Raw genomic sequence first — 20,827 nt, forward strand, 5'->3', positions numbered from 1 at the left:
GGGAAGGTTCTCAGTGTCTAAAAATAGTATGTCAACTTACGCCTCAGCCTACTAGGAATCTGCCCCGGAAAGCTAGCTCAGGAAGCTAGTGAGCCATGTTAGATGGGAATGTTCTCTGAAATATCGCTCTGAAAAGTGTTTTGGGATGCGTGAGAAATGAGCCTGAGGCGCGACACTAAGATTGTCGGTCATAAAACAGCGCTATGAGTGAGCAAAATTACATCACAATCGAGCTGCCTAGAGGTGTTCCTCAACCTAGGTTTAAATTTTTTCAGCAAGTTCAGTTTGAACAAGATTGGGGACAAATCGTGGGGATTCAGTTTGTGTCCTCCAATTCTTCATGGGCAGACAAGCTGGGATTGGGATGGAACTACACGCTTCAGCTTGCTCCCGGTTCCCCATCTGCCAAGAATACTTCGATCGCCGTTGTGGAAGAACTGGCACTTGAAGAGTGGGAAGGTTAATCAGCGAGAATGTAACCTGTTTGCCTATCCCTATCGGAGGAACAGAAGAGAGAACTGTGGAGGCGATCGTCACTCTCTAGATAGAGGAAATTTTATCGACTCTTATGGATACTGGTCATAGTCAATTTTTCACAAATGAAGGATAAGATTATGAGCAATCAAGATATCACGCCAGATACCTACGATCGTGGCATCGTTCCTGCTGAGACTGCGGCAAGAATTGAGCGCGAAGGGGATCTCTATAAGCAAGTGCCTGAGCAGGATGAAGCGGATAAGGCAGCAGGAGACATTGATACTACGGGCGGATACACGGTAGACAAAGAAGGGCTGGTGAACAACTACGCGGTTGAGCCAGAAATGTACTACGAGGTGCCAGGTGATTTGCGGGCACAGGAAGAGGCTCTAGCGGCAGAACGCGCTCAAGAAATGGCAGAGGTGAACGAGAATGATGAAACAGGCAAACTAACTGCTGACGGCGACCAGCGTGGTAAGGGACCTGGAGTCATCTAAGCTTAAGAACTAAGCTTAAGAACAATTAGAGACCTTTAAACCGTAAATTAAAGAGCCGTAAGCTAGATGGTTGGATTTAGCTTACGGCTAGTTTGTATGTTTTAAGGTTTGATAGTAGATGATACTGATTTAAACGAATTTGTGGGCACATCGAACCTCAGAAGGGGCTTGGCAATGCCAAGCCCGTACCGGGATCTGTCGCGGTTCCAATTCAAATTGGTATGATTTTTGACGATCGCTCTTTAGGTAGAGGAAGAGTTTTGCAATAATGGATACAGTTAATATATTCGATCGAGTGAATCGACGAATTTAAAAACAATTAGTGAGGTACATTATGAGTATCGAAGATAGAGCAAAAGCAGTTGCTAAAAACGTTGAAGGCAAAGCTCAAGAAGCACTCGGTAACGTGACAGGTGATCCCGAAGATCAAGCTGAAGGCAAGGCAAAGCAAGCTGAGTCCAAAGTCCGTCATGCTGCTGAAGATGTGAAAGACGCTGCAAAAGACGCTTTGAAATAGCTTGTTTTTAGCGAACTTTCATGCGACCAAAGTAGCTTTGCTTGAGAAGAAAGCTAATTAAAATCTACTTTGGTTAGAACAGAGCAGAGATCTGGACAATGTCTAGGTCTCTGCTTTTTTGTAGATGCAGCCCTACGTAATTGAGTTAGGATGAGTTGTTTTTTGAGAGCTGCGGCTCCGCGCAGCTCTCAAAAAACAACTCATTGGATCTAAGCGTGTAGTGCTATAGTTTGCTACTTTAAATAGCTCTATACCAAAGGACAGATCAATAGCTGGTAAACTCCTATTTCACTCCAAAGAGAGAGTAAGAACGATCGAATATTAAGTTTCAATAATCTGAGAGGGCAATCAAATAGGAATCAACTGCTGTAGGACAGAATTCCAATCCTTATCAAAGATCACGTTAGGAAAAATAAAGTCATGCCAAGATTAGTAGGCAAGCCATCGAATGGCGGCGCATATGTAGCTTTGTTGTTGTTAGCTGCTGTAGGGATAGCAGGTGTAGCAGAGTATACAGGTGTTATCAATGAGGTTCCAGGATTCGGTAGTGACTATGTAGGTGTTCCTGCCATCACTGATGGTGCATCTCCAGAACTGCCAAGTTCACCATCTGCTGAGGGTCAACCAGACGCGACTACAAGCGGTTCTCCCAACGCTGTTCAGTAATTTGACGATTTTTTGTTCATACCAGACTATTACCAACAAGGAGTTTAGGGGATAATGCGTAAGGGAAGTGACATTCTAGGCAAAGCAGTTGTAGCATACGATAAAGGTGAAAGCTTTTGCCGCGTTAAAGATTTGGTTTTTGACCAAGATAGCAATCAACTTCTTGCTCTGCTGGTAGAGGAAGGCGGATGGTTTAGCGATGCGCAGGTCATTCCCTTTCAGAGCATTCAGGCGATCGGTTTAGATGCCGTCATTGTTCCCGCAGAGAGTGCCGTAGTTCGTGTTAGCCAACTTCCCGAAGTGAAGCGAATTCTCGATCGCAACAATGTCCTCAAGGGCACTCACATCATGACAACAGATGGTCGTGATTTGGGTAAGATGATTGACCTTTACTTTGACGAACATGCAGGTGTCATTGATGGCTATGAGGTATCTGGAGGACTGTTTGCAGATGCGTATTCTGGACGATCCTATGTACCTGCTCCTCACACGCTAAAAATCGGCGAAGATGTTGCCTTTGTCCCTTCTGAAGTAGCAGACCTGATGGAAGAACAGATAGGTGGCATTAAGGGAGCCATGCAGACGGCGGGTGAGAAAGTGCAGTCCGCAGCGCTGACAGCGGGTGAGAAGGTACAGTCCGCAGCGCTGACAGCAGGTGAGAAAATTCAGGGAGCTGCTCAAGAGACGGGCTACAAACTCCAGGAGGCAGGACGTAGCGCTATGGTTTCTGCAACCAATTTGATCATTGACCCAGCAGAGCAAAAGGCGTTTGCGATCGGTAGAACGGCTCAGGACACAGTCACAGCAACCGACGGCACGGTTATTGTCCGAGCTGGGCAGTCCATTACGCTACTAAACGCTGAATGGGCTGAGGAGAAAGGCGCACTCGATCTACTCTATCAGGCAGCAGGGGGCGATGTGCGGCAGCGTGCTACTGAACGACTTCAAGCAGGAGCACAAGACGCAGGTGTGAAGATCCAGGGGATTGCCGATCGAGCGGGCAACAGGTTTCAAGAAGTGCGTCAAGACACAACCATTGCTTTCACCAAAGCCGTGATTAGCCCAACTGAGCAAAAAGAATTTGCGATCGGTAAAATTTCTCAGTGGACAGTGGCAGCTACAAATGGCGTAGTGCTGGTTTTAGGCGGTCAAGAAATCACTCCCGCAGCAGCCGCATATGCTGAGCAGTCGGGTCTACTAGATGAACTCTATCGCGCAGCGGGCGGTCGTCTACACGAACATCTCGCTCTAAGAGCCGATAGTGCGGCAGCTGGTTACGTTGTTGAGCAGGCTAAGGGGCGTCGAGTGCAGCAAATTGTTCGGACTCGCAGCGGCTTAATTGTTGCTGCTCCGGGTCAAATTGTGACTGATATTGTGATTGAGCGAGCTAAGCTGCACCATGCAGAGCGTGACTTGCTGAACGCAGTTGGTTTGTCTACTGCAACTGCTATCCGCGCTCGGGCAAATGGCACAGCAGCTCAATTCAGCGGTCGCTTTAATGCAACCACCCAGACAACAGGCGCTCAGCTTGTCGATGGCACCGACCAGATCAAAGATGGTGCTCGCAGTCTATGGGAACAAATCAAGACGACTGCTACAAGCTTGCAGGAGCGTAGCGCTCGGACTGTCGAAGAACAGCGGATTAAGGGCGCGTTAGGTCGCCCAGTTACTCGTGTCATTCTGGATGAAAATGATGATGTGATTCTGAATGTGGGTGAGCTGACCACGCACCAAGCGATCGATAGCGCTCGGCAGGCAGGTGTTTTAGATGTGCTGCTCAGCTCTATCTACACTCAGTCCCCTCAATTCTCGAAGGCAGAGATGCAGGCTCCTGAAGCAGGTCGAGCCGCGCTGACGGCTTCTGCAGGCGACAAATAGGGAGTTGTGAAGCGTTGCCTGAGCAAGTTGAATGAGCGATAAAAAATGAGCGGCGCATTGATGTGCCGCTCATTTTTTAAAAATGCAGCTGTCGCCTGTTTGTTTAGGTTAGGGTAGGGCGCTTCGCGCCCTACCCTAAATGTGCCTGTCCTAATCGCTGAGGCGGCTATGCTTCACTGTGAAAGGCTATGACACCAGTTGACTCACCATTACTCCCAGAGCCGGAACTCCCAGAATCAGCATCAGTCCAGCAGGCATAAACTTACGGGTTTTGATGAATCGCATCACAAATGCCACCATCAGCACGATCGTGATGATCGTTGCCAGAAGCAATCCCCAAGTCTGTCCCTGAGTTTGCAGAATCGCGCTAATCAGCAGCAAAATTCCGCAGCCGCACCCGGCAATTAAAGAAACCTTACTTTTTGCCTGAGCGTAGCCCATAATGCCGCCAACAATAGCAAGAATGCCATAGGCGATCGCCGCAATTACACTGAGATTCATCATTAAATTTCTCCTGTTAAATCACGTAAACGTGATAGTTCGGCGCTAGACCTGGCTATCAAATCGAGTCCGAAAGCTCCCATATTTCAACCAATATTGTTTCAGATTATGGCAAGGCGTGTGCAAACTGGCTTTAGCTTGATACAAAACGACTTGACGATGATCTCCCATCCAGATTTTGCTAATCGGCTCAACTGAAATCACTGAGCCTCCCAATGCTGAAACGCCATCACAAAAGCGATCGACTGCACTGTAGTCTACGGTTTCAAACACAAAAAAATTGCCGGAACAAATGAGATGCCGACTCCGAATCCAGCACTGCATTTTCTTCTGTGCTTCTGGGGGCAGCATTTTGGCTTCAATAGATTCCGCTAGAGAGTCATAAGATATTTGGGACTTCATGGGCAAAACTCTCCCGTTTTTCAAACCGCAATGCGCCAAAGGTCGATCCCCAAACTTGCTGATGGGTGTTTACATCCATCCCTTTATCCAGGCTGACCCAGGTTGTTTCTGTGACTTCTACCTGGCTTTCCAGATAGGTCTGACAGCCGTTTTTCTCAATGAGACAAAGATTCCCAGGCTCGACACTCCCGCGAAACAAATTGCCCTCTCGCTTAAACACCATGGAACAGTGATGACGGCGATCGAGACACGCTGGAGTAATGGTTTTAAGAATATTTAGATCACGACTCGATCCGGCATAAAAAATCGCATTTTTCAAACTGTAGTTTTCGATATAAATTTGATTGCCCTGATCTACAAGGCGATGCACACCCTGTCGATAGGGTCTCCACAAGTCGTAGTCATAAACCTGCTCTGAATAAAGTCCTATTCCAGAAAAAAATTCAAACGGTAGCGGACGAAAAAGAACGTGAATATGGGCGTAGTCTTTGGAGTTTTCAAAAGCCTGTTGGGCGTTACTGAAATCTCCTGACATCCAGCGCGCCAAGGTGACTAAATCATGCGATGGTTCTGAGACTAATGACACCATACTCATAGACTAATGGGAGTTCAAGCCTTAACGTCCTGGCGGATTTCTGAGGAGAACGAAGCAGTGACCACACCCGTTCCAGCGCTGGTTTTGATCAGGGAAACCCGACACCGCACGTTAGGATTGACAAACCAAATCTTTTCTTCGGCAGCCGCGCGATCGTATGCCGTAGTCAGCACAAACGTGCGGTCTTCCGTCAGGTAATAGTCACCCACGGCAGCGATCGTTTCTGCATAGCCCTGATCTCGCAACAGCCGACCTCGATTGGCATGATTCGGATCGGGCACAGGCACCAGTACGCAGCTTCCCTTAATGGCCTCGCTTTCCTCCCAATCCGACTGACCCTCCCAGCTCATGCGAAACGGCGAAACGGCAGCTTCAGGATTTACTTCATAGGTTTGGCAGAGATCAATCACAGCGGGGTCGTCCAGTGAAAGAGAGACAATATCAATCTCAGACTGCACGGCTTCAAAGTGACCGAACGCCAAATGATGGGCGCTGCGCTGCGATCGCCAACGCCCGATCGAATTTTCAACAAACTCCGTAATATCCATCACTGCCCAAGTTTCTTTTGCTGGGTTTGAACGGCTCGGTCTTTCGTGAGGCGATCACACTGCGATCGCCTCAGAAAATAGACAGCTTGCCTAACGCACAATCTAATGCGTTAAGCTACTTCGGTAACGCTGACAATTTTGCCACCCGTTTTTTGAATACTGCGAATCTTCTGCGAGAGCTGGCTGTAGCCCACTTCAAAGGTGACAGCGCTCTGGGTGACGCGCGCAAAGCTTGCCTTGGACACTGCGATCCGGAAGCGCTTGCCCAGGTTGCTGTAGGCACCAGAACCCTGGCTAGGAGCCACAATCTTGGTTGCTAAATTGCCGCCTAGATCGCTGATCAGTCTTGCCGATCTGCCCACATCATTTGCCGCAAATCCTCGGCTCAGGGCAAAGGTGCGGTTGAACCCTACATTTTTGATGCCATCTTGAGTCTGATTGCCGCGCGTGTAGGGCACCACATTATTGCCAAAGCTGGTGGCATACTCGTCGCTGCCAATGTAAGAATCAATCTCGGCTTCGTAGCCGTACGTGTTGTAGATAAGCACATGCTCGGCAATCTCCGTCTGATCTTGGGGAGCACGACCTAGCAAATGTTTAAAGTTCAGCTCGATAAAGCGATAGGGAGAAGAAGTTTCAAAAAATAAGGAACGGTAGAGATCCGACTGAGCTACCGCTCTGACAAAACCCACAACGTCGATGTCGCCATTGCGCAACTGTGATTCGGCGCTGGTGAGCCGCTGGTTGTCCAGCACATGCGCATTGCCCAAAACCTGTCGGTAGACGGCTCGAATCACGGTTTGCAAGTCGTCTTCAGTGGCGTTAGGGCGCAGTTCAACGGCTTCCGTTTCTATCCAAAGTGCCATATACATAAACTCCTTAAATCTAAAGTTGAGATGAAAAAAGATGAAAAAAGATGATGAAAAATATGGGGTGAGCATGGCTCACCCCGATCGCCCCTAGGCAATTTCTGTAATGCTGATGATTTTGCCCGAAGTCCGGTTAATCCGCTGAATCTGAGGAGTCATTTTGCTGGCTGAGACAATGTACTCAGTGGCGCTGACTCGGCGAGGTCCGTCAAACTTTGACCCGGCAACTACAATCTTGAACCGCTTCTCGGTACCCGAACCAATCACGGTCGCAGTAGAAGGCTTAATCGCAGTCGAACTGTTGGTGGCAACAGCATAGACCAGCTGGGAAGCCTGAACCGCGCTGTCAATTTGAGCTGGCCCGCGATCGATCGCAAAAATGCGGTTGTAGCCGATCTGCTTGGCGTTCCCTTCGCTGCTCTTGCCGCGAGAATAAGGCACCACATTTTCGCCAAATGCCGCCTGGTACTCGTCGCTGTCGATGTAGGAATCGATTTCAGCCTCGTAGCCTTCTGCCACACAGCGGACGATATGTTCAGAAACTTCTCTCTGATCCTGGGGCGCGCGACCCAGCAAGTGCAAAAAGTTGAGTTCCACAAAACGGTAAGGCGCACAGGACTCAAAGTAGCGGCTGCGGTAAAAGTCAGACTTGGCAACCGCCCGGACAAACTCCCGGACGCTGATGGAGCGATCGCACAACTGCGATTCTGCTGTCACCAGACGTTCGCTCTCCATCACATGGGGATTGCCCAAAACCTGCTTGTAAACGGCCCGAATCACCGTCTGAAATTCTTCCAAATCGCTCCCAGACCAAAGCTCAATAATTGCGGGGGATGCCATTGAAACCTATCTCCTAAAATATTTGAGTTTTAAAAACAAGTCACGCAAGCTGCGCTAGACCACCGTGATGCTGGCAATCACGCCGCCCTGCTGGTGAATCCGCTGATATTCTTGAGACAGCTTCTCGTAGGGCACCAGGTACACCTGATTGGCACGACGAAACTTGGAGATGTTGTTGAAGGTTTTTGCCCGGTAGCCCGTCACCTCAATTCGGTAGACCTTGCCCTCAGCGCCAGCACCCACGCCCAAGCGGGTGCGAGGATCGATCGGAGGTGCAGAGAAGGTTGCGCCGCTGCTGGCTGGAGAAACTACAGGTGTGGGGGTTTGTTGAATCACTAGCGCGTTCAGCTTAGGAGTTTTGCCCGACAAATCACCCTTCAGGCTGCTGCTAGATGCGCCCCGCACCAGTTGGAAGGTATGAGTGAACTGCACCATGCTTTGACAAGCTTCAGTCTTATAGCCCCGGATGTAGGGAACGAAGTTTTCGCCAAAGGTGTTTTGATACTCGTCGCTATCCACATAGGAATCAATCTCAGCGTCAAATCCTTGCGTATCCAGAATGGTGCTGTGCATCCGCATTTCTTCTAGATCCAGGGGAGGACGACCCAGAAAATGCCGGAAGTTAAGCTCGATCGCCCGATAGCGCGCGCAGCTTGTGAAGAAGCGAGAGCTGTAAAGCTCAGACTTGCCGACCGCTCGGACAAACTCGCGGACGCTATACTCGCCCCGCTTGAACTGAGACTCAGGCACGACGAGCCTTTCGCTTTCCATGACGTAGGCATTGCCCAGCACCTGGCGATAAACCGCCAAAATGATGGTTTCTGCTTCTTCTTGTGAGCGACCGGGCACCCATTCGACGGGAGGGGTTTCATCGAACAGGCTGACCCCTAAGCGTGAAGCTGATCCAAAAGCCATTACACAGCATCTCCTGGTTAATGAAAGAGGTTAAAAATGTTTCAAAACGTAAAGAAATCTCAGGTTGGCTCCTTTAGCAAATCAGGCGATCGACCCAATTTACCTGAAGGCTGATCGATTGCCTTCGGCGAAATTCTCCCAAGTTCTCGACAGCTCAAGCTTTTCAGACGCTTTAGTTTTATACGCTTTGTTATGATCGATTTTCTTATAAGCTTGCGACTGTGAATGTCAAGATTTATAAACCTCGGTAGAATTGGCAAATTTTGCACGGGGTTTGCACAAAGGATTTTTTTACCGAGAAGGTTGCTGGGCGATCGCCTAAAACCTAACGTAGACCTCATTCTTTTATTGACGCGAATTTACGCGGCTCTCTACACAACCACTGTTTTCAATGTTTTTCCGCTATTTGTGATGCGAAGATACTGTTTGCGGTAGCCACCTCGAACTAAAAACGTTAGGCTCTTGTCAGGCGTAAGGGGCGGCACTCATTGATAAGGGTGTCCGTTACCTTGCTGTGCCGTGAGCTAAGGATCAGTGGCGAAATCAACGGGTGACTACATGACAAACCGCTTTGGTACTCCAAACCGAGATATTTTGTATGGCGATAGCAACTTTAATGCGCTGAACGATGTGATCTATGGCTATGGCGGTAACGATGTCATTTTTGGTGTGAATGGCGATGATCGCATGGAGCTAGGCGACGGCGACGATCTGGCAGTCGGCAACATGGGCAATGACACGCTGCTAGGTGGAGTAGGCAATGATTTTTTGGGGCAGGTCAGCGGTTCAGGGCTGAGGGTCGATGAGGCGTTCACCTCCTATTTAATTGAGCGGGGGAACGATCTCCTGGACGGGGGCGAAGGCAACGATATGATCAGCGGCGGCGAGGGCAACGATCGCCTCCAAGGCGGAGCCAGCAACGATATTCTGGGGGCTTACGACTTTATTTATACTTCAGCCTCTAATCCTGCTAGTTCTTACACGCTGAGCGGCTCTGAAGCCAATCATGATCAGATTGATGGTGGCAGTGGTGATGACTACCTGAGCGGTGGTGAGGGCAACGATCGTCTTCAAGGTGGAACCGGAGTCGATTGTTTGGGCGCTTACCAGCTCAGCTACAAACTAACTGCTGATCCAACGGTCACGATCACGCTAACTGGAACCGATGCGGGCAATGACCAGCTAGAGGGCGGCGAGGGCAACGACCATCTTAGCGGCGGCGCGGACAATGACTTCCTTAAGGGCGGTGCCGGGAATGATGTGCTGGGAGAGTTCACGGCTCAAAACGTGATTGCGGGCAGCGCTGCTAGCCAGATGTCTGCAACTGAAGCGGGAAACGATCGCCTTGAAGGGGGCGCAGGCAGCGACAAGCTTAACGGCGGTCTAGGCAACGATGTGCTGATGGGAGTAGACACAGCCGCTAAACGTCCGGGTGTGGCAGAGGTTGACGAGCTAGCGGGGGGTGCAGGACGAGATACGTTTGTGTTGGGCAGCAAAACTGCCGAGTTCTACAGCGATCTGAAGCCCTCCCAATCTGGTGCTGCGGACTATGCGATTCTCAACGATTTTAATTTAGGCGAGGGCGATCGCATCCAGCTCAAGGGCAAAGCCAGCAGCTATGCCCTAAGGAAGTCAGGTGCAGACACGTTCATTACCCTGACTCAGGGACAGACCAAGCCGGAATTGATTGGTGTGATTGAAAATAGAGCATTAGCCAGCTTTAGCAAAGGCTTCACCTTCGTCTAGTTCTTCTGTCAAAGAATTTTTGAAGGGTCAGAGACCCTTCAAAAATTCCTTAAATTAAATTTTTTATTTGTGGGCTACCCCACAAATAAAAAATGACAAACCACTAGCCTTCAGGCGGTGTCACCGATCGCACTACCCGGCAGGGATTGCCTACGGCAATTACGTTGGCGGGAATGTCTTTGACTACCACACTGCCCGCGCCGATCGTGGTGTTATCGCCGATCGTTACGCCAGGACAAATAATTGCGCCGCCGCCAATCCAGACGTTATTGCCAATGCGAATCGGAGAAGCTAACTCGGCACCCGTGAGGCGAACGGCTGGATCGGTGGGGTGATGGGCTGCATAGATTTGTACATAGGGCGCGCAGAGGACATCATCGCCAATTTCCACTCGGTTACAGTCTAGAATTACGCCGCCGTAGTTCATGTAAAAGCGATCGCCCACCACAATATTGCTGCCGTAATCGCAGTGAAAGGGCGGAATGATTCGGGGTCTTACGCCCGTTGAGGCAAACAGATTCCGAAGGATGGCTTCACGGATGTCCCAATTATCCTCAACGGCTTCGCGGTATTGCCGTAAGAGCTGCCTAGCCCGGATCGCCTCGGCGTATAAATCTGGATCATCGGCAAGATAGAGTTCTCCTGCCAGCATTTTTTCTCGTTCGCTTTTGTTGGATTCTGTCATGGGAATTCACGACTCGGATTGCACAGACTCGGATTGTATCGCAACCACCAAAAATGTCATAAGCAAGCTGGCGGCAGCCATGCAAACGATACACACAAAACGATCGCTCCTATGAATGAAGGCATAAGAGCGATCGCTTATGCTAGATTACCGTTCCTAGATTACCGTGAAATAATTGTGCCTTGCTGCCCAGATTTGGACGGGCAAGATGCCCATCCTATAAGACTTTCAGACCAAGTTGCACATGTTCACATCATGTTAAATGATCGATCATTAACCGACTTCAAGGGACTCTTCAATTTGATGCTGATCGATTAACTTGCAGCAGCCTTCCACCGATAGCCCCATTTCCATGGCTACCACCAGAGCTTCATAGGCATCCCAGTGGTCTTCTAGCAGCGTCTTTGCGCTCAGCTTTGACCACCGCTCCTTCATCTCGCCTTCGGCTGCTGGACGGCGCATTTGTGCCCAGAGCGATCGCAGCTTTTGCCGATCGTCTGCCCCGCCCTGCACGTCCCCATAGACTAGAGACTCCGCGATCGCGCCTGCCATCAGCACTGTGCAAAAGCGATCGACCAACTGCGCCGAGATCGTGCCCTGCTCTAGAGCCGCCTCTAGCTCCTCAGAGCCAAAGCTGACTCCGCCCTGTCCAGGTTGTCCCTGCCGAAATGCCTCCCAAGCGCTCAGCGTGTAGCCCGTCACCGGAATCTCCAATAGATGCGCCGTTAGAAAGTGTCCTGCCTCATGATGGGTCACACGGGCGCGGTGTGCTGGAGAAAAGCTGGCTAACCAGTCCAGTAAAAGCGTTCCGGCTTGTCCTTGCCAGTTCAGCGTATCTAATGTGGCAATGCCTAAAATGCCGAAAGCCGCGATCGCCGGAATGTATTCTGGGATATGCAGCAAAGGCCCCAGCAGCGTGGACATGACCAGGGCAAAAATCGTGACAGCGACGAGATTGAGAGTAGTTTGGCTCACGGCAGTAGGGAGGGGGGCAGCGATCGCCAGACGTTAAGCAATCTTAACTTCTATCCTACACCCGTTTAACTTTTGCCCTTGCCCTCTAGACCTCTTGCAGATTTAGATAGGACTTACGCAGAAGAGATCCCCCAACCCCCTTAAAAAGGGAACCTCTGAAGCCCCCTTTTTAAGGGGGTTGGGGGATCGAGGTTTTAAGCGTCAAGTGCGTACAGTCCTAATTAAAGTTTTAGGATGAAGTTGAGTAGAAGCGCGGCTCCCACTGAACCTACTTTGCAAGAGGTTTTTTACTTTGCCTTCGCTGGCGCTGAGGTTGATCCTGGGGTCGGCGCGGAGGGGGGCACCGAGCTTCGAGCGCGGTAAAAGGTTTCTAGGCTGTTGCGATCGCCCACAAACCGCCAGTGCCAGGGTTCGTAGCTCACGCCCTGAGCATTGTTTTTGGGAAAAGACATCTCAAAGCTGTAGAATCCCGCATTTTCCTTTAGCCACTTGAAGGCTTGATCCGTCTCAAAGTCAGTTTGAAGATTTAGATCAGGGCGATCGCCGTCGCCAATATCCACGGCATAGCCCGTGTGATGTTCGCTATGTCCTGGAGGTGCGCTGACTTCCGATCGCGTTGCGGTGTCCTGTCCGCGCTGGGCTTTGACATCAAAAAAGATGCGCTCTTGATCCTCCTGAGAACGAAAACCTGAAATGGGCACCAGAGTCACACCTGCCGCACTAGCCGCTTCCTGCATTTCCATAAATTTGGTGGCGGCAGCTTTACGCATCAAAATTTCACCATTGGGCGTGATGGGAGTCAGCTCATTCTGAGGCGCTTCATTGTAGGGGTAGTGATTCAGCATTTGCGAGGATGGAGAGGCGCTAGCACTGGGATTGACCGGGCTGGGAGCCTCCGGACTGGGATCTGCTGCACCACTGGTTGTAGCGGCGGTAGAGGCTGCAAATTGAGGTCGTAGCGCAAAAAATAGTCCAACTCCCAAGAGGGCGATCGCCCCCACACTGCTCAAACCCCACAATAGACGAGCTGACTTATTCTTCACCTGAGGCGCGGGTGATAAGGTTGCTCGCACCGCCATGGGAATATCGTGAGTTGAACTAGGCAGATCCCTCAGAGGTTCAGAATTCAACGACTCAGACGTAGAGTCAAAATTTAGTGGCTCAGAAACTTGAGGTAGGTCGCTCTCATTCACAACTCAATTCTCCTGTATTGCGTTGATCCACCGCACCGGAGCCAATATACCCGATCAATCGCAGATTGGGTAGTAGAGATTGCAGCTTGCGTCTTCAAGCTTTGAGCCAGACTTGCAAAATCTAGACCCAAAGCTTTACGGGCAGGTCTGTAAAACCAGAGCGAAGCTTAAAGGCGAGAATACTGGCTTCCAGCGCGGCTGACAACTGCAACAATCTGAATGGGGTTTCTAGTATGGGACTTACGCATTTTTGTTGTGTGTGGTGGGCTGCGCCCACCACACACAACAAAAATGCACTACAGCTAGAGGGTTTGCGTAAGTCCTATAGTAAAAGCACATAGGTTTAAGCGATTTCTGGCAAAATTGAAACATCCTGAAAAGCTCATATTGAACTGGTAGTCTCCCTAGCCGCTTCTCGCAGCCGCTCTACATCGCGCATCGGTGGTTTACCAAAGAGCCGCTTGTACTCCCGGTTGAAGTGCGAGGCATCGTCATAACCCACTCGGTATGCCGCACTGGTCGCGTCAAGGTTTTCCCCCAGCATCAGACGACGAGCTTCCTGGAGCCGCAGTTGTTTTTGGAACTGCAAAGGACTCATGGCAGTGACAGATTTGAAGTGATGGTGAAAGCCTGAAACACTCATTCCCAGCTCTCGTGCAATGGTTTCAATCCGCAGCGGCTGATTAAAGTCTTTCCGAAGTCGATCGACGGCTCTGGCAACGTGGTGGGTGTAGCCACCCAGAACGGCAATATGACGCAGCCGACTCCCTTGCGCTCCCGTCAGGAGTCGGTAAATAATTTCCCTTATGATTAGCGGCATCAGAACCGGAGCTTCGGCGGGCGCAGCAAGAAGCCGAACGAGCCGGACTACAGCATCCAGCAGAGACGCATCTAATGGACTCACGTCGATCGCTTTGACGTTGGCATGACCTTGGGGCGAGGGATAGCCTGCTTCAACCATCACTGAACCAACCAGGGTGGGGTCGAGGTCGAGGCGAAGGCTGAGGTACGGTTTTGCGGGGGACGCTTCCAGAATTTGGCTGACAATCGGCAGTTCGACTGTCGCCAGTAAATAATGCATCGGGTCGTACTGGTAGCGATCGCTCCCTAGAAAAACTTCTTTGCTGCCCTGAGCAATCACACAAAACGCAGGGATAGAGACACTATGAATGCATTCCGACGGTGAGGAGGAGCGGTTGAAGTGCAATCCTTTCAACGGCTCGATCGCCCCGTCCTGCCGAATCGCCTCCGCAATCCGCTCAGTCAGTTCGTCTCGGTTGGCTTGCGCTCTGTCTGCATTGCGCGTTGCCTGCGGGTCGCTCATCGAAGCGATATTGAACTTATCACTCGTTTTGGCAGCGTTCATTTCTAAGTTTGCAGAATCGTACAACAATCTTAGACGATCGTTTTATTGCTTGTCCTGCAAAATGCCTAAGATAAAGCTGAAGCAAGGAAAGATGATTTCACTTCTTGCAGGCATCCTGGATTTTTATTCAAGTGAACACGCCGTTTTATTTGACCCATATCGCCATTCAAGTTTGTGACGGCCACATTGATTGACAGCAAAACAACTCAGGATTTTGTTGCCCTGTTGCCCTCAACCCTGACGTTAGAAGATTACGCGAGCACCGAAAAAGTCAGCAATTTACCAAATAGATTATCTACTGAATGGAAACTTTGTCGGCAAAATCGCGATCGCCCTTTCACCCCCCAACGGTGATGACTCACATCGCTATTCAGGAGATACTTGACGGCAAGCCTGTAGGCTGGATGGAACAAGTCAGCAACGAATAATACCAATCACCAAACGTCAACCAATAGGAGCCTTGATTCATGTACAACACGAAAGCCTACTCAGCCGCCAGTGCAACATCACCGCTTGCTTCTGACACGATCGCCCGACGCGAGCCAACCGATCATGATGTGCAGATCGAAATTCTCTTCTGTGGCATTTGCCACTCCGATGTGCATTCAGTGCGGGACGAGTGGAGCGATTTCATGTCCACGACCTATCCGATCGTGCCCGGTCACGAGATTGTCGGACGGGTCACTCAGGTCGGTTCGGCAGTCACTAAGTACAAGTCCGACGATCTCGTGGGAGTCGGCTGCATGGTTGATTCGGATGGGGTTTGTCCCAATTGCAAAGCTGGCTTTGAGCAGTTTTGCCAAAATACAATCTTCACCTACAACTCCCCCGACAAGCACAAGACCGCTCCGGTTACCTATGGTGGCTACTCCAATAGCGTCGTCGTCGATGAACGCTTCGTGCTGCGCGTTCCCACCAACCTCAATTTGGCTGGAGTGGCACCCCTCCTCTGCGCCGGGATCACCACCTATTCGCCCCTGCGTCACTGGGGAGTCACCGAGGGCAAGAAAGTGGGTGTAGTCGGTCTAGGTGGGCTGGGACACATGGGGGTGAAAATTGCTCATGCCCTCGGTGCCCACGTCGTCGTCTTTACTACCTCACCCGGCAAAACAGAAGATGCGCTTCGCCTCGGTGCCGATGAAGTGGTCGTCTCCCGCAATGCCGACGAAATGCAGCAACACGCGGGTAGTTTCGATTTCATCCTCGATACCGTCTCTGCCAAGCACGACATCAATGCCTATCTCAACCTGCTTCGCCTCGACGGCAACATCACCCTGGTTGGCGCACCTGAGAAGCCTCTAGAGATTGCGGCATTTAGCTTGATCACGGGTCGTCGCAGTCTCTCCGGCTCTATGATTGGCGGCATTGCCGAAACCCAGGAGATGCTCGACTTTTGCGGCAAGCACAACATTACTGCGGATATTGAAGTGATTCCCATCCAGAAGGTCAATGAAGCCTACGATCGCCTGCTCAAGTCTGATGTGAAATATCGCTTCGTGATTGATATGGCATCGCTTAAGTCTGCATAGCTGCGGTGAAACCTCGAAGGAGCCGTCATGCAGATGTGCAAACTGGGCAACAGCGACCTAGCAGTTTCGGCGATCGCGGTCGGCTATGTCGGACTAGGCATCGCGGAGGGCATCGCCATCTAGGCAATTCCAGCATTCGGGTCAGACTTGAACACCCGTTCGACCTTCAGATGGCGATCGGTGTAGCCAACCTGCGATAGTTGCGCCTATGGGCATCGGCGATCGCCAGACGCGCCCGGAGGAACGGACTACACCACGTACTCGATGCCCGGACGGGTGTTTTTCTGTGCGTGGTGTGGTCGCAACGTGGGTTGTTGGGGATAATGCCGCGATCGCTGTTGGGAAGTGCATCGATGAGGTGAAAGTCGATCGCCTCGCAGGTTCCAGCTATACTCCCGACGGGTGCAATGCTGCGCTCCAACAAATTAAGGAGCAGGCTCGATGGGGGCGACAACCAGTCTTGATGCTTAAAAATTTCGTTGCTAAAGCTAGCCATACCCAGAATCAAGGAGCACAACAGTGAAGTGTAGCGGCAGTTATAGCAAACTGGCGACAGCCATAACCTATAGAACCCATTTGACATCTTTTATAATAAGGTGATTGCCCTCCATTAGAAAGAAACAGCGATCGCGGGGAAAACCCAAAGTTAGAGACGATCTTTCCACGGTTTCGGGTTACATTTACCATGCAAGCAAGCAATAACAGTAATGATGTCTTGGTCAAATCCGTAGGGAAAACGCCGGACTAATGCTCGTCGCGATTGTTTATAGATGATTGGATAGGCGAGTGGATTACGTCCAATGCCAGATAGGCAGGCATCAACTGCCCGAACAAACTCAGAGCCTAATCCCGAAGTCTGTACTTCATATCACCCAAAAGCATCTTGAAGATCCAATTCTGCCTCTGGACAGATAATGAGTTTGTAGCTCATCGAGAGAACCCTAACCGTTGCTTCACTTCTTCCCAGGTTGAACCGGAGGTTGGACTTTGCTGATAGTTTTCTAATCGACGATCGAGTTCCTGTTTTTGGGCATCGCTTAAAGGAAGTTCGTCTTGCCGCTCCAGGATGCTGTCCCAAAGGTCTTCAGCAAGTTGAATGCGTTCTGCAATGCTGAGTTGAGAAATTTCAACTTTAAGGAGGGGGTGATCGCTCATTGCGGTAGTTTAACTACTGAAGTTGATGTTCCAATTTTAAGGGGAATTGCAGCGATCGCCCTCTCTACCGTTCTGGTTGCAGCAGACCCGATCGCTCCAGCATTGTGCTACTCCACTGCTCTGCTTGGCTCGTTTCTCATAGGCCTCCTAATCGGTTAAATATAATTTGGGCGCTAATATTTACGAGCTAAAGTCGTCTGGTAGTTCTTTCAGTTCTATGCTTAGCGCCTCACACAGCGTCTTCATTTGGAGCACCGTCAAACTGGCAATACTCTTCCCACGTTCCCAATTGCTGACGGTTTTACCGCTGACATCCAACAGACGCGCCAAAGCCTCTTGAGAGAGTCCTGACTTTTCTCTCAACTGCTTCAGGGTCAATGTTGGCTTCTGTTCAGGCTGGCTTGGAGGCATTTAGAAATTAATTTCTAGAAACTTGTTGACAAATTGCCTATTTTTCTAGAAACTGATTTCTAGTAGTAGATCTTGAATTGCTCACCGCAATCTAGAACTCTCTATTGCAGGCACTCGATCGAGTGTCTTGCTGGGCTTTGCACTTACTCCAGTCATTTTATAGGTTTATGAGCCAGCTTCACGTCTGGGCAGTCGTTCGTCTACTGCCTAATTTTCAGCGCGTTGTCGTCAATCGGTTTCGGCGACGAGGAGATGCCGAAAACTATATTCATTTGCTTCGCCGACATACACCCGATGGTAATTTTATTATTGTGTTTGATCCGCCCTCAGAATCCCTTAGGCTGGAGCGGTAGGGCGTTTGCTTTAGCGGGCATGAGTCACAGCCACTTCAACGTCTTCGGGGAGTTCTTGACCTGATTCTTTATACTTTATACTCGTCCCGAATCATGTCAAATACCTGAATCAGCTCAGCCTGCGCCTCTTCTACCGTTTGTCCCCAAGCATGACAGCCTGCGATCGCTGGCACACAGGAAACAAATGTACCATTATCATCAGGATGTAGCACAACCGTATAGTTTTTCAGCGATCGCATAGCGATTAGGAAAAGTAACAACTATCCCGAAGCTAGTACATCTCTATTGATCTCAGAGCGTGAGATTTTGGATGGCTGCAACGCCCTGGAAACCAACTTACAGGTTTTTCGCAGTCTCGTCAGAATCTGGAGAGCGATGGTGGCAGGCAATGCTCTCCTATTTGGCTTCGTCCTCAATTTACAATTAAAGCTTATGAACAAGCTTGTCTTTCCTTATTCGCCAAATTTTAATTTCCTCACCTTGTCCGCTAACAAGAGTTAAACCATCATTACTGAAAGCAAGAGATCTAACTAAATTTCCTGCTTTAACTGAAGGACAAATCAGCTCTCCAGTTTCTAGCTTCCAAAGACTAATTTCTTTATCAAGTGCTGTAGCTAAGATTTCACCATCGGGACTTAAAGCAACCACTTGCCCAGAAAGGGAATAAAGCTGCTCTTTCCTATGTAAATCTATTAGCTTAATTTTTCTATCTCTATAACTAATTGCCAGTAGATTTCCATTCTCATTTAAAGCCAAAGAGTCCGGTGATGACTCAGAATCAATAGGTAAATTCTGTTGTGACCAATTTTGAATAGTCCATGTCTTGACGATTTTGTCTTCAGTAGCACCAATTAATGTTTGTCCATCTGGGCTAAAAATGAGTGCTTTGATTGCATCTCGCTCAATAAACTTTTTACTTTCCTCACCAGCTACTAAATTCCAAATATAAATTTTGTGATTAGAGCATCCGCTGGCAAGAAATTGGTTATCTGGACTGATAGTGATACAGCGAACAGCTCCTTGATGTCTCAGTTGATACATCTTGCTGTAAGTTCCTAGATTCCAAACGATAACAGTTCCATCTTCACTAGCACTAGCAAGAACTCTACTATCTGGGCTAATAGCAACAGAGTTCACTCTATTTGAATGCCCCCCTTTGAAAAAACGGTTGCCAAGATCTCTTAAATACTTTGCAGTGTCTAGATCCCAGATTTTAATTGTTTCATCTTGACTACCGCTAATTATTTGTCTACTGGAGCTGACAGCAATTGAGTTAACCCAACCTGAATGACCAGAAAGTGTATTGACATACTCGCAAATTTGAGTGGATGCTATTCCATTGATATATTTCCTGTCTCTGTCCTCAACAATTGGAGTTCTATTTTTTTGTAAGTGACGTTTTACTATGGCACGGAGGTTACTTTTATTAACGTTCTCTCCTAAAGATTCTGTAAGAATATCCCACAAACGTTTACCTACACTTTCGAGGCTAATAGGGTTGCTTTTGCAGTTGTTAGCAATGTCTTTATATGAATGATTATCCCAAGCCCCCCGAACTATGGCTTCTTGAATCTCACTGAGAGATTTTCTAGTTTTTCTTGTATACACTTTATTTGCAAATTCTACAGCCTCATCTTGCTCTTCACTGCTACTAACCTTTTTTCTAGATGAAACATTTCTAGTTTGATCTTTTGGTTTTTCTTTGCGAGTTGGAGAAAAGTCTGTAATTTCTTTTGAAGAATTTGAAACTAACTCCTGGTCTATATCTTTTAGTTCTAATGATGACAAAATTTGTTCAAGAGATATTTGATCAACTTGATTTTCGTCTAGAGACAAGTCTTCATTATAAGTTTGTAGGGATTGTTGTCCTCTTAACTGAACTTTTTCCAGTTCTGAGTTTTTTTGAACTTCTCTTTCTTCCAATGCTTTGGTTAAGCTTTGCACCGTTTCCCGAATTCGTTGAGCTACGATCGTAAAAGCGGCATCCTGATCTGCCCAGCTTGTGATCGGTTCAGCATGGGTTGGCAAGACATTCAATTTACTGAAAGGCACATAAGGTTGGTTCCAGTCGCAAGGACGCAGAATGATGGGAATCACACGCGCTGTTCCCTCGTCATGCCGTGCAATCGCCCGCTTTAATTCAGTGCCAAAGCAGTATTCGGAGGCAATAAAGTTGTGACTTACCAGTAGCAAGATGATATCTGCCGTGTCAAGCTTATTCAGAATAGCTGGCTCCCACTCTGTCCCAGCTTCTAGCTCAAGATCGTGCCAAGTCTGAATCTTGTTTGCTTTTCTGAGCGCTGCCAGATGATCTTCCAACGTATTCCGCATATCCAAGTCTTTGCGCGAATAAGAGTAAAAGATCTTGATGATTTCCTCTGACACCAACTTCTCCAGCAAGGTTTGAATGGGGCTTCCTGCAATCGATTATAGTCTTCCTTCACAGACCTAACGGAAACACCTGCAATCGCCATTCTCCGACCTCAGAACACGAAACATTGACCTCAAAACTCGAAATGCCGACCTCAATGCTCGGAAATTTGAGATGCGATCGCCATCCTCCAACCTCAGAACTTGAAACATTGATTTTGGAACTTGGAATGCCAACCTCAATGCTCGGAACTTCGAGATGCGATCGTCATCCTCCGACCTCAGAACTCGGAACTTTGACTTCAGAACTTGAAATGCCGACCTCAACGCTCGGAACTT

25 protein-coding genes and 3 pseudogenes are annotated in these 20,827 nt (G+C 49.1%); 11 read left to right on the forward strand and 17 right to left on the reverse strand.

Features of this window, described 5'->3' with window-relative positions; genetic code table 11:
- The first annotated feature begins 203 nt into the window (after positions 1-203).
- The 5 genes from AC5JMP_RS27325 (at position 204) to AC5JMP_RS27345 (ending at position 4,035) form a co-directional block, all read left to right on the forward strand.
- The gene (locus AC5JMP_RS27325) at positions 204-464 is read left to right on the forward strand and encodes a hypothetical protein (protein ID WP_495854665.1); all 261 of its coding nucleotides are present in this window, start codon (positions 204-206) and stop codon (positions 462-464) included.
- Positions 465-614: 150 nt separating this feature from the next.
- On the forward strand, positions 615-974 hold the full coding sequence (locus tag AC5JMP_RS27330) for a hypothetical protein (RefSeq protein ID WP_495854666.1): 360 nt from the start codon (positions 615-617) through the stop codon (positions 972-974).
- A 334-nt stretch (positions 975-1,308) separates the two neighbouring features.
- On the forward strand, positions 1,309-1,491 hold the full coding sequence (locus AC5JMP_RS27335) for a CsbD family protein (RefSeq protein ID WP_495854667.1): 183 nt from the start codon (positions 1,309-1,311) through the stop codon (positions 1,489-1,491).
- A 420-nt stretch (positions 1,492-1,911) separates the two neighbouring features.
- Positions 1,912-2,157: a hypothetical protein gene (locus AC5JMP_RS27340; RefSeq protein ID WP_495854668.1), complete on the forward strand. Its 246-nt coding sequence runs from the start codon at positions 1,912-1,914 to the stop codon at positions 2,155-2,157.
- 54 nt (positions 2,158-2,211) lie between these two features.
- Positions 2,212-4,035, forward strand: a complete 1,824-nt coding sequence (locus AC5JMP_RS27345; RefSeq protein WP_495854669.1) for a PRC-barrel domain-containing protein — start codon at positions 2,212-2,214, stop codon at positions 4,033-4,035.
- Positions 4,036-4,221: 186 nt separating this feature from the next.
- Here AC5JMP_RS27345 and AC5JMP_RS27350 read toward each other — a convergent pair whose 3' ends face one another.
- The 7 genes from AC5JMP_RS27350 to AC5JMP_RS27380 all read right to left on the reverse strand — a co-directional run bounded on the left by AC5JMP_RS27350 (position 4,222) and on the right by AC5JMP_RS27380 (position 8,705).
- Positions 4,222-4,536 carry a TMEM14 family protein gene (locus AC5JMP_RS27350; RefSeq protein ID WP_495854756.1) on the reverse strand — a complete coding sequence of 105 codons (315 nt, stop codon included), beginning with the start codon at positions 4,534-4,536 and terminating at the stop codon, positions 4,222-4,224.
- 45 nt (positions 4,537-4,581) lie between these two features.
- Positions 4,582-4,938, reverse strand: coding sequence for a CpeR family transcriptional regulator (locus AC5JMP_RS27355; RefSeq protein ID WP_495854670.1), 357 nt, complete (start codon positions 4,936-4,938; stop codon positions 4,582-4,584).
- Positions 4,916-5,527 carry a chromophore lyase CpcT/CpeT gene (locus AC5JMP_RS27360; protein WP_495854671.1) on the reverse strand — a complete coding sequence of 204 codons (612 nt, stop codon included), beginning with the start codon at positions 5,525-5,527 and terminating at the stop codon, positions 4,916-4,918. Before AC5JMP_RS27360 ends, AC5JMP_RS27355 begins: the two co-directional genes overlap by 23 nt.
- Before the next feature lie 20 nt (positions 5,528-5,547).
- Positions 5,548-6,081, reverse strand: coding sequence for a phycobiliprotein lyase (locus AC5JMP_RS27365; RefSeq protein ID WP_495854672.1), 534 nt, complete (start codon positions 6,079-6,081; stop codon positions 5,548-5,550).
- A gap of 110 nt (positions 6,082-6,191) precedes the next feature.
- Positions 6,192-6,947, reverse strand: coding sequence for a phycobilisome rod-core linker polypeptide (locus tag AC5JMP_RS27370; RefSeq protein ID WP_495854673.1), 756 nt, complete (start codon positions 6,945-6,947; stop codon positions 6,192-6,194).
- A 93-nt stretch (positions 6,948-7,040) separates the two neighbouring features.
- A complete protein-coding gene (locus tag AC5JMP_RS27375) occupies positions 7,041-7,790 on the reverse strand; it encodes a phycobilisome rod-core linker polypeptide (protein ID WP_495854674.1) in 750 nt (249 codons plus the stop codon).
- Positions 7,791-7,844: 54 nt separating this feature from the next.
- Positions 7,845-8,705, reverse strand: coding sequence for a phycobilisome rod-core linker polypeptide (locus AC5JMP_RS27380; protein WP_495854675.1), 861 nt, complete (start codon positions 8,703-8,705; stop codon positions 7,845-7,847).
- 534 nt (positions 8,706-9,239) lie between these two features.
- Between AC5JMP_RS27380 and AC5JMP_RS27385 the strand changes: the two genes are divergently transcribed.
- A complete protein-coding gene (locus AC5JMP_RS27385) occupies positions 9,240-10,451 on the forward strand; it encodes a calcium-binding protein (protein ID WP_495854676.1) in 1,212 nt (403 codons plus the stop codon).
- A 103-nt stretch (positions 10,452-10,554) separates the two neighbouring features.
- Here the strand turns inward: AC5JMP_RS27385 and AC5JMP_RS27390 are convergent, their stop codons facing one another.
- From AC5JMP_RS27390 to AC5JMP_RS27405, 4 genes are all read right to left on the reverse strand, one after another.
- Positions 10,555-11,136, reverse strand: coding sequence for a sugar O-acetyltransferase (locus AC5JMP_RS27390; protein ID WP_495854677.1), 582 nt, complete (start codon positions 11,134-11,136; stop codon positions 10,555-10,557).
- A 273-nt stretch (positions 11,137-11,409) separates the two neighbouring features.
- Positions 11,410-12,111: an ATP-dependent Zn protease gene (locus AC5JMP_RS27395; RefSeq protein WP_495854678.1), complete on the reverse strand. Its 702-nt coding sequence runs from the start codon at positions 12,109-12,111 to the stop codon at positions 11,410-11,412.
- Between the two features lie 287 nt (positions 12,112-12,398).
- A complete protein-coding gene (locus tag AC5JMP_RS27400; protein ID WP_495854679.1) occupies positions 12,399-13,304 on the reverse strand; it encodes a M15 family metallopeptidase in 906 nt (301 codons plus the stop codon).
- 382 nt (positions 13,305-13,686) lie between these two features.
- Positions 13,687-14,670, reverse strand: a complete 984-nt coding sequence (locus AC5JMP_RS27405; protein ID WP_495854680.1) for an AraC family transcriptional regulator — start codon at positions 14,668-14,670, stop codon at positions 13,687-13,689.
- Between the two features lie 174 nt (positions 14,671-14,844).
- On the opposite strand from AC5JMP_RS27405, the pseudogene AC5JMP_RS27410 reads away from it, so the two are divergent.
- The 3 genes and pseudogenes from AC5JMP_RS27410 to AC5JMP_RS27420 form a co-directional block, all read left to right on the forward strand.
- A pseudogene (locus tag AC5JMP_RS27410) lies at positions 14,845-14,973 on the forward strand (cyclophilin-like fold protein); the annotation flags it as partial.
- A 38-nt stretch (positions 14,974-15,011) separates the two neighbouring features.
- Positions 15,012-15,098 (forward strand): annotated as a pseudogene (locus AC5JMP_RS27415) ((R)-mandelonitrile lyase); the annotation flags it as partial.
- A 39-nt stretch (positions 15,099-15,137) separates the two neighbouring features.
- Positions 15,138-16,199 (forward strand): NAD(P)-dependent alcohol dehydrogenase, encoded by a 1,062-nt coding sequence (locus AC5JMP_RS27420; RefSeq protein WP_495854681.1) that lies wholly within the window; start codon positions 15,138-15,140, stop codon positions 16,197-16,199.
- A 166-nt stretch (positions 16,200-16,365) separates the two neighbouring features.
- Here the strand turns inward: AC5JMP_RS27420 and AC5JMP_RS27425 are convergent, their stop codons facing one another.
- The 4 genes and pseudogenes from AC5JMP_RS27425 to AC5JMP_RS27440 form a co-directional block, all read right to left on the reverse strand.
- Positions 16,366-16,695 carry a hypothetical protein gene (locus tag AC5JMP_RS27425; protein ID WP_495854682.1) on the reverse strand — a complete coding sequence of 110 codons (330 nt, stop codon included), beginning with the start codon at positions 16,693-16,695 and terminating at the stop codon, positions 16,366-16,368.
- A gap of 150 nt (positions 16,696-16,845) precedes the next feature.
- Positions 16,846-17,130 (reverse strand): annotated as a pseudogene (locus tag AC5JMP_RS27430) (type II toxin-antitoxin system RelE/ParE family toxin).
- On the reverse strand, positions 17,127-17,354 hold the full coding sequence (locus AC5JMP_RS27435; RefSeq protein WP_495854683.1) for an addiction module protein: 228 nt from the start codon (positions 17,352-17,354) through the stop codon (positions 17,127-17,129). The pseudogene AC5JMP_RS27430 and the gene AC5JMP_RS27435 overlap by 4 nt, the downstream one beginning before the upstream one ends.
- A 180-nt stretch (positions 17,355-17,534) precedes the next feature.
- Positions 17,535-17,765 (reverse strand): helix-turn-helix transcriptional regulator, encoded by a 231-nt coding sequence (locus AC5JMP_RS27440; protein WP_495854684.1) that lies wholly within the window; start codon positions 17,763-17,765, stop codon positions 17,535-17,537.
- A gap of 167 nt (positions 17,766-17,932) precedes the next feature.
- Here AC5JMP_RS27440 and AC5JMP_RS27445 point away from each other — a divergent pair, with 167 nt between their 5' ends.
- On the forward strand, positions 17,933-18,118 hold the full coding sequence (locus AC5JMP_RS27445; protein ID WP_495854685.1) for a hypothetical protein: 186 nt from the start codon (positions 17,933-17,935) through the stop codon (positions 18,116-18,118).
- 68 nt (positions 18,119-18,186) lie between these two features.
- Here AC5JMP_RS27445 and AC5JMP_RS27450 read toward each other — a convergent pair whose 3' ends face one another.
- Both AC5JMP_RS27450 and AC5JMP_RS27455 read right to left on the reverse strand, forming a co-directional pair.
- Entirely contained in the window at positions 18,187-18,357 is a 171-nt protein-coding gene (locus AC5JMP_RS27450) for a type II toxin-antitoxin system HicB family antitoxin (RefSeq protein WP_495854686.1), read from the reverse strand.
- A gap of 184 nt (positions 18,358-18,541) precedes the next feature.
- Positions 18,542-20,503 carry a toll/interleukin-1 receptor domain-containing protein gene (locus tag AC5JMP_RS27455; protein WP_495854687.1) on the reverse strand — a complete coding sequence of 654 codons (1,962 nt, stop codon included), beginning with the start codon at positions 20,501-20,503 and terminating at the stop codon, positions 18,542-18,544.
- 113 nt (positions 20,504-20,616) lie between these two features.
- Between AC5JMP_RS27455 and AC5JMP_RS27460 the strand changes: the two genes are divergently transcribed.
- Positions 20,617-20,827, forward strand: a 211-nt coding sequence (locus tag AC5JMP_RS27460; RefSeq protein ID WP_495854688.1) for a hypothetical protein, incomplete at its 3' end; no start/stop codon positions are given.

Source organism: Drouetiella sp., from assembly GCF_059504425.1.